Source organism: Pseudomonas prosekii (assembly GCF_900105155.1).
Taxonomy (GTDB): Bacteria; Pseudomonadota; Gammaproteobacteria; order Pseudomonadales; family Pseudomonadaceae; genus Aquipseudomonas; species Aquipseudomonas prosekii.
Genome location: NZ_LT629762.1, coordinates 864024 through 877126, shown reverse-complemented (window position 1 = coordinate 877126; position 13103 = coordinate 864024). Strand labels below are relative to the sequence as shown.

Annotated in this window: 12 protein-coding genes; 2 read left to right on the top strand and 10 right to left on the bottom strand. The window is 60.6% G+C overall.

Translation table 11 applies throughout. The features are described from left to right. Positions 1-56 precede the first annotated feature (56 nt). From BLU01_RS04000 to minC, 7 genes are all read right to left on the bottom strand, one after another. Complete coding sequence (locus BLU01_RS04000) at positions 57-2213, bottom strand: mechanosensitive ion channel family protein (RefSeq protein ID WP_092271161.1); 2157 nt, start codon at positions 2211-2213, stop codon at positions 57-59. Between the two features lie 77 nt (positions 2214-2290). Beyond that, entirely contained in the window at positions 2291-2467 is a 177-nt protein-coding gene (locus BLU01_RS27725; RefSeq protein WP_167370416.1) for a hypothetical protein, read from the bottom strand. A gap of 147 nt (positions 2468-2614) precedes the next feature. Beyond that, positions 2615-3904: a M18 family aminopeptidase gene (locus BLU01_RS03995; protein WP_092271158.1), complete on the bottom strand. Its 1290-nt coding sequence runs from the start codon at positions 3902-3904 to the stop codon at positions 2615-2617. 332 nt (positions 3905-4236) lie between these two features. Beyond that, the gene (locus tag BLU01_RS03990) at positions 4237-4872 is read right to left on the bottom strand and encodes an RluA family pseudouridine synthase (protein WP_092271155.1); all 636 of its coding nucleotides are present in this window, start codon (positions 4870-4872) and stop codon (positions 4237-4239) included. 230 nt (positions 4873-5102) lie between these two features. Next, positions 5103-5357 carry a cell division topological specificity factor MinE gene (gene minE, locus BLU01_RS03980; RefSeq protein ID WP_007898843.1) on the bottom strand — a complete coding sequence of 85 codons (255 nt, stop codon included), beginning with the start codon at positions 5355-5357 and terminating at the stop codon, positions 5103-5105. Beyond that, the gene (gene minD, locus BLU01_RS03975; RefSeq protein ID WP_092271146.1) at positions 5357-6169 is read right to left on the bottom strand and encodes a septum site-determining protein MinD; all 813 of its coding nucleotides are present in this window, start codon (positions 6167-6169) and stop codon (positions 5357-5359) included. The genes minE and minD overlap by 1 nt, the downstream gene beginning before the upstream one ends. A gap of 201 nt (positions 6170-6370) precedes the next feature. Continuing rightward, entirely contained in the window at positions 6371-7108 is a 738-nt protein-coding gene (minC, locus tag BLU01_RS03970; RefSeq protein ID WP_092281456.1) for a septum site-determining protein MinC, read from the bottom strand. Positions 7109-7226: 118 nt separating this feature from the next. Between minC and BLU01_RS03965 the strand changes: the two genes are divergently transcribed. Both BLU01_RS03965 and BLU01_RS03960 read left to right on the top strand, forming a co-directional pair. Beyond that, positions 7227-8159: a lipid A biosynthesis lauroyl acyltransferase gene (locus BLU01_RS03965; RefSeq protein ID WP_092271143.1), complete on the top strand. Its 933-nt coding sequence runs from the start codon at positions 7227-7229 to the stop codon at positions 8157-8159. A gap of 157 nt (positions 8160-8316) precedes the next feature. After that, a complete protein-coding gene (locus BLU01_RS03960; protein WP_092271140.1) occupies positions 8317-9489 on the top strand; it encodes a patatin-like phospholipase family protein in 1173 nt (390 codons plus the stop codon). Between the two features lie 106 nt (positions 9490-9595). Here BLU01_RS03960 and BLU01_RS03955 read toward each other — a convergent pair whose 3' ends face one another. The 3 genes from BLU01_RS03955 to BLU01_RS03945 all read right to left on the bottom strand — a co-directional run bounded on the left by BLU01_RS03955 (position 9596) and on the right by BLU01_RS03945 (position 13064). Further along, entirely contained in the window at positions 9596-10381 is a 786-nt protein-coding gene (locus BLU01_RS03955) for an outer membrane protein OmpK (protein WP_092271137.1), read from the bottom strand. 376 nt (positions 10382-10757) lie between these two features. Then, complete coding sequence (locus BLU01_RS03950) at positions 10758-11543, bottom strand: outer membrane protein OmpK (protein WP_092271134.1); 786 nt, start codon at positions 11541-11543, stop codon at positions 10758-10760. A gap of 162 nt (positions 11544-11705) precedes the next feature. Beyond that, on the bottom strand, positions 11706-13064 hold the full coding sequence (locus BLU01_RS03945; protein WP_092271131.1) for a nucleobase:cation symporter-2 family protein: 1359 nt from the start codon (positions 13062-13064) through the stop codon (positions 11706-11708). Positions 13065-13103: the final 39 nt, after the last annotated feature.

Below are 13103 nucleotides of genomic sequence, written 5' to 3'. Positions count from 1 at the left end.
ATGGCTGTTGTTTTTGTTGGCTTCAATGCCTGTGACCGGAGCCGCCGCCCAGAGTGCTATTCCTTCTGCACGCCGCCGCCCGCGGTGATCACCTGCACACTCATCCGCGGCGTCGCCAGATCCAGCCCGGCCTCATCCAAATGCCGTTTCAGCGACAAGTTGAACGCGCGCGACACTTCCCACTGTTTGATCGGCGCCGTCTTGAACCGCGCCCGCAGAATCGCGCTGCCGGACTCGAAACTCTCGACGCCTTGAATCTCCAGCGGTGACCAGATGTTGCGGCGTTGCAGCGGGTCGGTGCGCATTTTCTGGCCGACCTCGCGCATCAGTTTGATCGCCTCGTCGATTTCCATGTTGTACGGCACCGCCACGCGGAAAATCGCGTAGCCGAATTCGCGCGAGTAGTTCTTGATGCTTTTGATTTCGCTGAACGGGATGGTGTGGACGATGCCGTCGATGTCGCGCAGGCGCACGGTGCGGATAGTCAGGCCTTCGACGGTGCCGAGGTGGCCGCCGACGTCCACGTAGTCGTCGATGGCCAGCGAGTCTTCGATGATGATGAACAGGCCGGTGATCAAGTCGGCAACCAGCGATTGCGCGCCGAAACCGATGGCCAGACCGATCACACCGGCACCCGCCAGCAGTGGCGTGACGTTCATGCCCATGTTCGCCAGCGCGACGATCAGCGCGATGATGAAAATCGCCACGAACAGCACGTTGCGGATCAGCGGCATCATCGTTTGCGCCCGCGCGTTGGCCAGGCCTTTGCGCGAACGGGTGAGGGCGTGGTGCACGGCGGTGTCGCTGAGAATCCAGATCAGCCAGGCAAAAATCAGCGTACCGGCGAGGCTGAACAGTTTGACACTGACTTCATGCCCTTCGCCCTCGGTGAAGGAAATCAGCGACATGCCCCAGACGCGCAAACCGAGCTCGATGAACACCAGCCACACGAACAAATGCGCGAGGGTGTAGCAGAAGCTTTTCAGTCGGTCGGAATACAGCGCGTGGCGTTTCACCCCGCGTTGCGGCTTCAGTGAATGGCGGCGCACCAGGCCATTGATGACCATGCACAACACCAGCAGCACGGTGCAGATCAGCGATTGGCGCAACGCGGTGCTGGTGTCGCCGGCCGAGAAGAATGTCGCAAACAGCGAAATGCACACCAGCACCAGCGCCGGTACGTACCAGAACGTTCCGAGGATATCGATGGTGTCGCTGAGGGCGCGGCGGGTCAGGCGTCGCGACAACGGCTGGTTGCGGATCAGGTGCGCGATCGGGCGGCGGAAGCGCAGGATGAACAGCCCGGTGGACAGCGCGGCCATGACATTGGCGATGGTCGCGGCGGTGTGAGCCAGGTGCGTGCCGAGGCTGGCGACCAGTCGCGGGTCGCTCAGGGCTTCACCGAACGCGGCGAAACTGCCGATCAGCCACAGCGGCCGGAACGCCTGATGACGCAGGATGTACAAGGCGCGATGGCGGTGCGGGCCGTCGAGCACGGAGAACGCAATCACGCAGATCGCCGAGAAACAGGTGCCGACCACCAGCGCATACGCCAGCACCATCGCCAGGCTTTTGCCCAGCGAGGACGGCAGCGCGTAGCTCATGTAAACCGTCATCACCAGCGCAATCAGCCACGGCCCGAGCTTGCGCAGGGCGAAGCGCAGCATGTCGAGGGCTTTGGGGTGTTGCGGCAATTCTTCGGTGAGGCCGAAGCGCATGCGCACGCGGTGGCTGATCCAGATCAGCGCGGCGGCGAGCAGGCTCCAGACCATCAGGATCATCGCGAAGGCAAAAATGATCGGCAGCCATTCGTTGGCCGGGAGCATCAGCGCGGAGAATTCTTCCTTGGCCAGCTCAAATTCCGTGGACCAGCGCGTGACCGGGCTGTCGGCTCCGGAAAATTTGCTTTCGAAACTGGCGAGCGTGCCGCCGATCAAGCCCAGCACGCCTTCTTCGGCGGTTGGTTGGGCTTTTTTGGTGACGTCGCGGAGCTTTTTCAGATCGGCGAGCAGCTTGGTGCGTTGTTGATCGTTTTCCAGCGACTTGATCACTTCGTCGAGCGATTGCCCCAGCGGTGCCTGGGCTTCGGGTTGGGTTTTCGACGAGTTGTTGAGCAGGCCGGGCAAACCGACGGCCTGGGCAGGCGCGATCGGCAGCAACGTCATGAGGCAGATGAGGAGGAAACAAGGCAGGGCAAAAAGACGAGCGAACACTAGGCGGTCAACCTCGGGATGAGCGGATCGGCCGAGTGTACGAGGCCGTCAAAATCAATGCGAGCCGGGGCGCGGATTTATTCGTTGAGTTTGGCGAGGATTTTATACACGACGGTGGCGAGGATCAGCAGCATGCCGAGCCACATGGCGAAGACGCCGGCGTTTTTGTCACGGAAGTTGAAGCCGATTGCCAGCATGATCATCCCGGCCAGAATCGGGATCAGCATGGCGTGGAAGGAAGACATCGTAATCATGGCGACAGCCTTGTCGTAGGGGATTACTCAAGTCTAGGTGGGTTTTGCGTGAGCGCAGACTGACACCTGTAGGAGCATGGCTTGCCCGCGATGGCGATCTCATTGACGCCATCGCGGGCAAGCCTTGCTCCTACAGGGGCGCAGCGTCTACGGCAACTCGCGGCAGGTGTAGAACGCGCTCAGGACTTTGACCAGATGCGCCAGGTCGTGGCTGCCGCACAGTTCGCGGATCGAGTGCATGGCGAACGTCGGCAGGCCGATGTCCACGGTGCGCACGCCGAGGTGGCTGGCGGTGATCGGGCCGATGGTCGAGCCGCAGCCCATGTCGCTGCGCACCACGAAGCTTTGCACCGGCACTTCTTCGGCCATGCACAGATGGCGGAAGAACCCGGCGGTTTCGCTGTTGGTGGCGTAGCGCTGGTTGCTGTTGACCTTGATCACCGGGCCGGCGTTGAGTTTCGGGCCGTGGTTGGCGTCGTGTTTCTCGGCGTAGTTGGGGTGTACGCCGTGGGCGTTGTCGGCGGAAATCAGCAGCGATTTCTGGATTGTGCGGACGAACTCGTCACCTTCCGGCAACAAGCGGCGCAGCGTCTGCTCAAGCATCGGGCCGTCGGCGCCGCACGCCGAGCAGGAGCCGACTTCTTCGTGGTCGTTGGCGACAAACACGCAGGTTTCGTCGGTTTCGGTGGTCAGCAACGCTTGCAGGCCGGCGTAGCACGACAGCAAGTTGTCGAGGCGCGCGCCGGCAATGAAATCGCCGTGCAAACCAATCACTGCAGCGCTTTGCGTGTCGTAAAAGCTCAGCTCGTAATCAAGCACCACGTCGGCGTTCAGTCCGTGTTCGCGCGCCAGTTGATCGGTGAGCACGGCGCGGAAGTCCACGCGTTCGTCACCGGCAAATTGCGCGAGGATCGGCGGCAGTTCGGTTTGTGCGTTGATCGCCCAACCCATGTTGGCTTCACGGTTGAGGTGAATGGCCAAGTTGGGAATGGTCGCGATCGGCGCCTTGAAGTCGATCAATTGGCTTTCGACTTTGCCATCGCGGCGGAAGGTCACGCGGCCGGCCAGCGACAGGTCGCGGTCGAACCACGGTGCCAGCAGCGCGCCGCCATAGACTTCGACGCCCAACTGCCAGAAGCCCTGGCGTTGCAGTTCCGGTTGCGGTTTGACCCGCAGGCACGGGCTGTCGGTGTGAGCGCCGACCATGCGAATGCCGCCGTGCAGGGGCGAGTGACGGCCCATTTTGAAGGCGACAATCGAGGAATCATTGCGGGTGACGTAGTAACGACCGTTGGTTTCGACGGCCCACGGTTCACGCTCGTCAAGACGCGAGAAACCCGCCGCTTCCAAGCGCTGAACAAGGCTGGCAGTGGCATGAAACGGGGTAGGGGAGGCCTTGAGGAAGTCGATCAGGCCTTGGTTCAACTCTTCGCGCATAAGAAACTCCAGACAGCAATGGGCGCGAGTTTAACGCAAAGTGCGTCGGGCGCCGAACCTCAGTGCATGAAGATCATCGTGGCAAGCGAGCTTGGTCTGGCGAGGTGTTTCACTGTGACGAGGGGGTTCACTATGGCGAGGGGGCTTGCTGTGGCGAGGGGGCTTGCCCCCGTTCGGCTGCGAAGCAGCCGCCAATCAGGCAACCGCAATCTCCCTGACGCAACGGTGGCGAAAGTTTGGGGGCGCTGCGCACTCCAACGGGGGCAAGCCCCCTCGCCACGGCCAGCCTCTTTAGCCACGAAAGCTCGCGGCCACAGGTTAATTACATGTCTTCAGAACGGTGCGGGGCATTCGAAGCGCAGGCGTTCGCCGGTTTGCGGCTGGGTGAAGCTCAGCATGCTCGCGTGCAAACACAGGCGCGGCCAGGCAGCCAAAGCCTGTTCGTGGGCGTAGAGGCCGTCGCCGAGCAGCGGATGGCCGATCGACAGCATGTGCACACGCAACTGATGCGAGCGGCCGGTGATCGGCGTCAGCTCCACGCGGCACCAGTCTCCGCAACGTTCCAGCACGCGCCAGAACGTCAGGGCATTCTTGCCGAATTCGTGATCGACCACATGCCGGGGTTTGGTCGGCGGATCGTAGCGCAACGGCAAATCGATGCTGCCGCTGTCCAGCTCCGGTTGGCCCCAGCACAGCGCGGTGTAGGCTTTTTCGGTTTCGCGGTCGTGAAACTGTCGAGACAATTCGCGGTGCGTGTCCGGGTCGCGGGCCAGCAGAATGATGCCGGAGGTTTCCCAATCCAGCCGATGGACGATGCGCGCTTCCGGGTAGCCGTTTTCTTGCAGACGGGTAATCAGGCAGTCCTTGTTGTCATCGGCCCGGCCAGGCACGGAGAGCAACAGGGTCGGTTTGTTCACCACCAGAACGGCGGCGTCCTGATGAATGATCTGGATGTTCGACAACGGCATTAAAACAGCCTCGTAACAAACGCCAACGGCGACTCAGAGCCCCGCGCCCCGTGGGAGCAAAGTGTGGCGAGGGGGCTTGCCCCCGTTGGGTTGCGCAGCAGCCCCAAAACTTCCGGCGTACCGAAGGTCTTGTGAGTGCTGCGCACTCAAACGGGGGCAAGCCCCCTCGCCACAGTTTGCTCCTACAGGGACGCAGGAAACCTGAGTCGCCGTGGCTCCCGCTGGTTCGACTAGCGATCCGGCAGGGTGATATTGAGTTCCAGAATCGAGCAGCTACCCTGGTTTTCCAGGGCGACGTGCACGTCATCGGACCCGATATTGACGTACTTGCGGATCACTTCCACCAGTTCCTTCTGCAAGGCTGGCAGGTAATCCGGGGTACTGCGTTGGCCGCGTTCATGCGCCACGATGATCTGTAGACGCTCTTTCGCTACCGACGCGGTACTAACCTTTTTACTGGCACGAAAGAAGTCAAAAAGATTCATTATTTACCTCCAAACAGGCGCTCGAAGAAGCCCTTCTTCGTCACATCGAGAAAACGATGTGCCTTTTCTTTGCCAAGGAGGCGATCGACCGCATCGCCGTAGGCCTGACCGGCGTCGCTCTGGTCGTCGAGAATCACCGGCACGCCAGAGTTGGAGGCTTTCAGAACCGCTTGGGATTCCGGAATGACGCCCAGCAGGGTCACCGCGAGAATTTCCTTAACGTCTTCAACGCCGAGCATTTCGCCGTCGTTGACGCGCTGCGGGTTGTAGCGAGTCAGCAGCAAGTGTTCCTTGATCGGATCTTCGCCACGTTCGGCGCGACGCGACTTGCTCGCCAGCAGGCCGAGCATGCGGTCCGAGTCACGTACCGAGGACACTTCCGGGTTGGTCACGATGATCGCTTCATCAGCGAAGTACATCGCCAGGTGCGCGCCTTTCTCGATACCGGCAGGGGAGTCGCAGACCACGAACTCAAATTGTTCCTTGAGCTCCATCAGGACTTTTTCCACGCCTTCGACGGTCAGCGCGTCTTTGTCGCGGGTCTGACTGGCGGCCAGCACGTAGAGGTTTTCCAGACGTTTGTCTTTGATCAGCGCCTGCTGCAGGTTGGCTTCACCGTTGACCACGTTGACGAAGTCATACACCACGCGACGTTCGCAACCCATGATCAGGTCGAGGTTACGCAAACCGACGTCGAAGTCGACGATCACTGTTTTGTGGCCGCGCAGAGCGAGGCCGGTACCGATAGCGGCGCTGGTGGTGGTCTTACCCACACCACCCTTGCCGGATGTAACCACGAGAATCTTGGCCAAGGTGTTTCACCCCTAAGGAAAAAGGACATTTAGCCCCTGAAAAACATCTCTTGAAAAACTACTGCAGTCGGACAGCCTTGGCTGGAATCCGGTCCTGGGCGGCACTTACTTTGGGTAAACACTGCTTGTGGCCTTTTTCCTACTTCGTTTGAGCCGTTTTCGCTACGTTTTAGAGATGCTTGGAAAATGCGGCAGTATCCGTTAAAGACGAATGATGTTCAACACGTCGCCCGACAGGCTGACTTGAACGCCCGAGCCCCACAGTGGATCGCGACGCAGGTCTTCGGAAACCTTGTAATGGCCGGCGATGGAGAGCAATTCCGCGCTCATCTGCTGACAGAAAATCCGCGCTTTCCAGTCGCCCTTGACCCCGGCCAAGGCACGACCGCGCATCGGGCCGTATACATGGATGTTGCCATCGGCGAGAAGTTCCGCCCCCGGGCTGACCGAAGAAATCACTACCAGATCGCCACCCTGGGCATATATCTGTTGGCCACCACGTACTGGCGAAGTGATGACTTTGGTCGGTTTGATCGTCGGCTCCGGCGGTTTCTCCGGTTTTTTCACCACCACGCCTTCGTTCGGCTCCAGCGGACGCTCACGCGCGCCGGAGGGCGGCAGCACCGGCAGGTCGACGGCGATGGCAGCAGCGATGTCTTCGATGCGGCTGGCGCGGATCGCCAACGTGCGCAGGCCGTGCGAGCGGCAAACGCGCATCAGCCCCGGCAAATCGACAGCGCCTTCGCTCGGCGGCAGCTTGTCCAGCGCCAGCACGAGCGGCGCGTTGCTGAAGAAATTCGGCGCCTGGGCGACCTTGGCGGCCAGTTGTCGATCGAGGCTCTCGAGGTCGTTACGCGCCAGCTCCAGCACCGTAATGGCGAGCATGCTGCCCTTCAACTGGAACACGGGATCTTGGTCTAGCGGATCGGTTTGGCTCATGGTCGGCATACAACGGCTTGTCACTAAAAGTGCCGAGACTTATAACGAGAACGCCCGCAGGCCGCAAGCCGGGTCGAACGATGTAGAATGCGCGGCCATTGTCTTTCCGGAACCTTTAATGGATCGCCCGCGTTTTCGTACAGCATTTCTTTCTCCGCGTTTCTGGCCGCTGTGGTGCGGGCTGGGGCTGTTGTGGCTGATCGTGCAGTTGCCGTACCCGGCGCTGCTGTTTGTCGGCCGCGCCCTCGGTGCGCTGATGTACCGCGTGGCGGGCGACCGACGGCGCATTGCCAAACGCAACCTTGAACTGTGTTTCCCGGAAAAATCCGCGGCCGAACGCAAGCGCCTGCTCAAGGAAAACTTCGCCTCCACCGGCATTGCCTTCTTCGAAATGGCCATGAGTTGGTGGTGGTCACGCGAGCGTCTGGCCAAATTGGCGCATGTCGAAGGCCTTGAGCATCTGAAAAAAGCCCAGCGCGACGGCAAAGGCGTGATTCTGATGGCGCTGCACTTCACCACGCTGGAAATCGGCGCGGCGTTGCTCGGTCAGCAGCACACCATCGACGGCATGTACCGCGAACACAAAAATCCGTTGTTCGACTACATCCAGCGTCGCGGTCGCGAGCGGCATAACCTCGATTCGCTGGCGGTGGAGCGTGACGACGTGCGCGGCATGCTCAAGTTGCTGCGCGCCGGCCGGGCGATCTGGTACGCGCCGGATCAGGACTATGGCGCCAAGCAAAGTATCTTTGTGCCGCTGTTCGGGATTCAGGCGGCGACGGTCACCGCGACCAGCAAATTTGCCCGTTTGGGCAAGGCGCTGGTGGTGCCGTTCACGCAGGAGCGTCTGGCGGACGGCAGCGGTTATCGCTTGGTGATTCATGCGCCGCTCGAAGGTTTCCCCGGCGAAACCGAAGAGGCCGACTGCATCCGCATCAATCAATGGGTCGAAGGCGCCTTGCGCGATTGCCCGGAGCAATACCTCTGGGCCCATCGCCGCTTTAAAAGCCGCCCGCCCGGCGAGCCTAAACTGTACGCAAAACGCGGCTGAACCCCGATCCCCTGTAGGAGCGAGGCTTGCCCGCGAAGGCGTCATCTGCGACACCCAGAAACCGAGGTGAAGCCTTCGCGGGCAAGCCTCGCTCCTACAGGTTTTGTGTTAGACAGGGCTGGATAATGATCCCGTCCAGCACCATGGAGCGTTGTGCATGAATCCAGGCGAACCGGTTACAGGATTGATTCTCTCCGGCGGTGGTGCTCGGGCGGCGTATCAGGTGGGCGTGCTGGCTGCGATTGCCGAATTGTTGCCGGTGGGCGCTGACAATCCGTTTCCAGTGATCGTCGGCACTTCCGCCGGGGCGATCAACGCGGTCAGTCTGGCCAGCGGCGCAATGGATTTTCGCAGCGCCATCGAGCGCCTCACCGCGTTCTGGCAGGGCTTTCGCAGCCATCAAGTGTTGCGCAGCGATTGGCCGGGGGTGATCCATCAGGCCGCGCGGTTTGTCAGTCGCAGCTTGTTGGGTATCGGCGCGCCGGTGCCGGTGGCGCTGCTCAACAGTTCGCCGCTGCGCAATCTGCTCAACGAAAAATTACAGATGAACGGCATCGCCGAGGCCATCGCGCGCAAGCAATTGCAAGCAGTGGCGGTGACCGCGTTCGGTTATGAATCGGGGCAGGCGGTCACGTTCTATCAGGGCGGCGGGACGATTGATGCGTGGTTGCGCCATCGCCGCATCGGCGTGCCGACCCAATTGAGCGTGGAACATTTGCTCGCCAGTTCGGCGATTCCGCTGTTGTTTGCGCCGGTGAAAATCGGCGACGAATTTTTCGGCGATGGCGCGGTGCGGCAGTCGGCGCCGATCAGCCCGGCGCTGCACCTTGGCGCCACGCGCGTGCTGGTGGTCGGCGTCAGCGGCAACCCGCGCGGCGTCGATCCCGAGCAACCGCTGCAACGCGCGTACACCGGCCAGCAGCCGACGCTGGCGCAGATTGGCGGGCACATGCTCAACAGCACGTTCATCGATAGCCTGGAAAGCGATATCGAGTTGTTGCAGCGTCTGAATCAGTTCAGCCATTTGCTCCCCGATGGCACGCCGACCCGCGCGCTGGGCGTGGCGCCGGTGGAGGTGCTGGTGATTTCGCCGAGCCAGCCGATCGATGAAATCGCGGCGCGCCATCGCCAGGAATTGCCGGCGGCGTTGCGCCTGTTTTTGCGCGGGCCGGGGGCGACCAAGACGAGCGGGGCGGGGGTGCTGAGTTATCTGCTGTTCGAGGCGGGGTATTGCAGCGAATTGATCGAGCTGGGGCGGCGCGATGCGTTGGCCAAGCGCGCGGAGTTGTCCCGGTTTTTGGGGTTGTCGGAGGCGGTTGTTCCAGCTTGAGATCGGCGCTGATGCCATCGCGAGCAGGCTCACTCCCACAAGGGATACGCGATCACCTGTAGGAGCGAGGCTTGCCCGCGAAGGCGTCTTTTCAGACGCCGCCGGATCAGAAGTGGAACTTCACCAAAAAGCTCGTCACGTTCTGGTTGGTGGTGAACGCACGGGTGTCGTCGATCCCGTATTTGTTCTTCCAGTAGTCGTACTCGACACCGACATAGAGCTGCTTCTCGCCGAAATTCAGCGCCTTGCCCAAGTCGTATTTGACCTGCGGGTTGAAGTGCAGGTTGGCGTGGTAATCACCCTTGGAATTGGAGTCGTTGTCGACCACCCAGTCCATGAAACCGTCGATCAGGATGTTCGAGTTGCCCACCGGAATCGTGTAAGCCCATACCGGGGTGATCTGCCAGACGTTGTCGCCAGCACGTGCGCCTTCGGTCTGACGCTGATAGAAGTTCAGCTGGAAGTAATCGAAACCGGGGATCGCCAGGTCGAAACCCGGACCGATCAAGTACGACTCGGTATCGCCTTCGCCGAACTCATACGTCATCGCCAGCAACACGTCTTTGATCGGGCCGAATTCGATCTTCTGGCCAAGCACCTTGCCCAACGAAATACGCGGGCTGAACTCGCCGTAGTAAGTGTTCGGGCCAACGTTGAAATCCTTGTCACCGTTGTAAAAGATCTTGTCGAGGAAGAAGAAGTTGTCCCCATATTTCCAGCCGTCAGCGTGCTCGAAAGTGACGGTCTGCTGGATCGCCGGATTGACTTTGAAGTCTTTGCCATACAGGTAGGTCAGGCTGTTGTCCTGCCACTGCAGCAAGTCGCCGGCCATCGCCTGGCCGCCGGCCAACAAAGAGCCCGCGAGCATCAGGCTGGTGCACGTACGTTTCATTCGGTTGCTCCCAAAAAGTAGGTGGTTCCACGTTGTTTTTCTTAGGTCGGCGCTCTGGTGTGGCGCCTTTTTTCGTTGCGCTGAAAATTCATCCAATCGGTCAGCTTCAGTGCAGTTAGCAAGAGCTGAGCCAAGGCTTCCAAAAAGCAAAAAAACTCCCGCTCGGCTGTTCTGAAACAGTCGATTGAGAGGTTTTTTGGAGCGCCTTGGGACCGTCCAGGGCCGGGATAAGTTGGCTTTCTGGTCAGGAATTAAATCCGGGCTTTTTTTTAAAGCGGATTCGGGCGGCGGCGGAGAATACTGACTCCTTCGCCAGGTCTCAAGTGCCCCGCAACAGAGCACCGGCGGCAAGTGTGGGGCAATGTTGCGGGCCATCTTAGAAATGCACCTTGAGCAACAGGCTGGCGGTGTTTTGGTTGGTGTCGAGATTGGCGCTGTTTTCGACCCCGTACTTGTTTTTCCAGTAGCTGTACTCGGTGCCGACGTACACCTGTTTGTGGCTCCAGCCGAGTGCTTTGCCGAGGTCGTATTTTAGCTGCGGATTGACGTGCAGGTTGGCGTGGTAGGTGCCGCGCGAATTCTGATCGTTGTCCACCACCCAATCGATGTAACCGTCGAACAGCAAATCCGAATTGCCCAGAGGAATGCTGTAGGACCACGCCGGGGTGATCTGCCACACGCCATCGCCGGGGCGCGGGCCTTCGGTCTGGCGGCGATAGAAGTTCAGGGTGAAATAGTTGAAACCCGGCACGGCGAGGTCGAAGCCCGGGCCGATCAGGTAAGCCTCGCTGTCGCCTTCGCCGTACTCGTAAGTCATGGCCAGCAACACATCTTTGATCGGGCCGTATTCGAGGCGTTTGTCGAAGATCTTGCCAAACGACAGGCGTGGGCTGAACTCACCGTAGAAGGCGTGGCGACCTTTGTTCCGGTCTTCTGCACCGTTGTAGAAGATCTTGTCGACGAACAGAAAGTTGTCGCCGTATTTCCATTTATCGGCGTGCTCGAACGTCACAGTCTGCTGGATCGACGGATTGATCGCGAAGTTCTTGCCGTACAAATAGCTCAGGCTGTTGCTCTGCCACAGCAGCAGGTCGCCGGCCATGGCTTGACTGGCGGCGAGCAGGCCACCGCTTAACAGCAGATTGGTTTGCGTGCGAATCATCTGATGCTCCCTGTTGTTTTTATTTTTTCAGGCGCAAAGCTGTTGCTGCCCCTGTAGGAGCGAGCCTGCTGGCGATGGCGGTGAATCAGTCAACGATGATGTCGGGGCTGATGACGCTATCGCGAGCAGGCTCGCTCCTACGGGGTTCCATAGGTGTTGCTGTTAGTGCTGGTGCGCGTGGCAGTCGTTGATCGCGGCGCGTTCCTTGCCGCCGAGGATGTTGAACAGCAGGTTCAGCGCCAGCGCACTCAGAGTCGCCATCGCAATACCGCTGTGGGTGATCGGGCTCATCCACAGTGGCAGGTGCGCGAAGAACTCCGGACGTACCACCGGGATCAGGCCCATGCCGATGCTCACCGCCACCAGCAATTGGTTGCGGCGGTCACCGATGTCGGCTTCCTGGAGAATCTTGATCCCGGTGGCCGCGACCATGCCGAACATCGCAATCGCCGCGCCGCCGAGTACCGCCGGCGGAATCGATGCGACCAGGAACGCCGCTTTCGGCAGCAGGCTCAACAGGATCAGCAAGCCGCCGGCAACGATCGTCACCGAGCGGCAGCGCACGCCGGTCATCTGCACCAGGCCGATGTTCTGTGCGAACGAGGAGTGGGTGAAGGTGTTGAAGAACCCGGCGAAAAACGACGCGCCGGCATCACACAGCAAGCCGCGACGGAGCATCCGTGGGCAGACTTCCTGGCCGGTGATTTTGCCGAGTGCGAGGAACATGCCGGTGGACTCGACGAAGATGATCACCACCACCAGACACATCGACAGGATCGGCGCGAGTTCGAATTTCGGCATGCCGAAGTGCAGCGGGGTGACGATCTGCAACCATGGCGCCTCGGCCATGCCGCTGAGGTCGACCATGCCGATCACGCCGCAAATCGCGTAGCCCAGGCACATGCCGATCAACACCGAAATGTTCACCCAGAAACCGCGCATGAAGCGATGCACCAGCAGGATGGTCGCCAGCACCAGGGCGGCGATGGCGAGGTAAATCGGTGAGCCGAATTGCGTGGCGCTGGCACCGCCGCCGGCCCAATTCACGGCCACGGGGAACAGCGACAAACCGATCGAGGTGATGACCGTGCCGGTCACCAGGGGCGGGAAGAAGCGCACGACTTTGGACATGAACGGCGCGATGAGCATGCCGAAGAACCCGGCGGCGATGGTTGCGCCGAAGATCCCTTGCAGGCCAATCCCCGGCATGCCGGCCATGGCGACCATGCTGCCGACGGCGGCAAAACTGGCGCCCATCATCACTGGCATGCGAATGCCCATCGGGCCGATGCCCAGCGACTGGACGATGGTGGCGATGCCGGCGACCAGCAGGTCGGCGTTGATCAGGAAGGCGATTTCTTCACGACTCAGGCCAGCGGCCTGTCCGATGATCAGCGGCACCGCGATGGCACCGCCGTACATCAGCAGAACATGTTGCAGACCGACCAGGATCAGTTGCAAAAGGGGCAAACGCTGAATGGCGGGTGCGTCGGGGATGCGCGCTTGGGAGAGCTCGGACATGCAACACCTCGGATCTTTTTTATTCTTGTGATTTTGTGC

What these genes read in the sequence shown, in the direction of transcription:
- BLU01_RS27725 (WP_167370416.1), bottom strand. Translation starts at nt 2,467, where the DNA reads ATGATTACGATGTCTTCCTTCCACGCCATGCTGATCCCGATTCTGGCC.
- BLU01_RS03995 (WP_092271158.1), bottom strand. Translation starts at nt 3,904, where the DNA reads ATGCGCGAAGAGTTGAACCAAGGCCTGATCGACTTCCTCAAGGCCTCC.
- BLU01_RS03990 (WP_092271155.1), bottom strand. Translation starts at nt 4,872, where the DNA reads ATGCCGTTGTCGAACATCCAGATCATTCATCAGGACGCCGCCGTTCTG.
- minE (WP_007898843.1), bottom strand. Translation starts at nt 5,357, where the DNA reads ATGAATCTTTTTGACTTCTTTCGTGCCAGTAAAAAGGTTAGTACCGCG.
- minC (WP_092281456.1), bottom strand. Translation starts at nt 7,108, where the DNA reads ATGAGCCAAACCGATCCGCTAGACCAAGATCCCGTGTTCCAGTTGAAG.
- BLU01_RS03965 (WP_092271143.1), top strand. Translation starts at nt 7,227, where the DNA reads ATGGATCGCCCGCGTTTTCGTACAGCATTTCTTTCTCCGCGTTTCTGG.
- BLU01_RS03960 (WP_092271140.1), top strand. Translation starts at nt 8,317, where the DNA reads ATGAATCCAGGCGAACCGGTTACAGGATTGATTCTCTCCGGCGGTGGT.
- BLU01_RS03955 (WP_092271137.1), bottom strand. Translation starts at nt 10,381, where the DNA reads ATGAAACGTACGTGCACCAGCCTGATGCTCGCGGGCTCTTTGTTGGCC.
- BLU01_RS03950 (WP_092271134.1), bottom strand. Translation starts at nt 11,543, where the DNA reads ATGATTCGCACGCAAACCAATCTGCTGTTAAGCGGTGGCCTGCTCGCC.
- BLU01_RS03945 (WP_092271131.1), bottom strand. Translation starts at nt 13,064, where the DNA reads ATGTCCGAGCTCTCCCAAGCGCGCATCCCCGACGCACCCGCCATTCAG.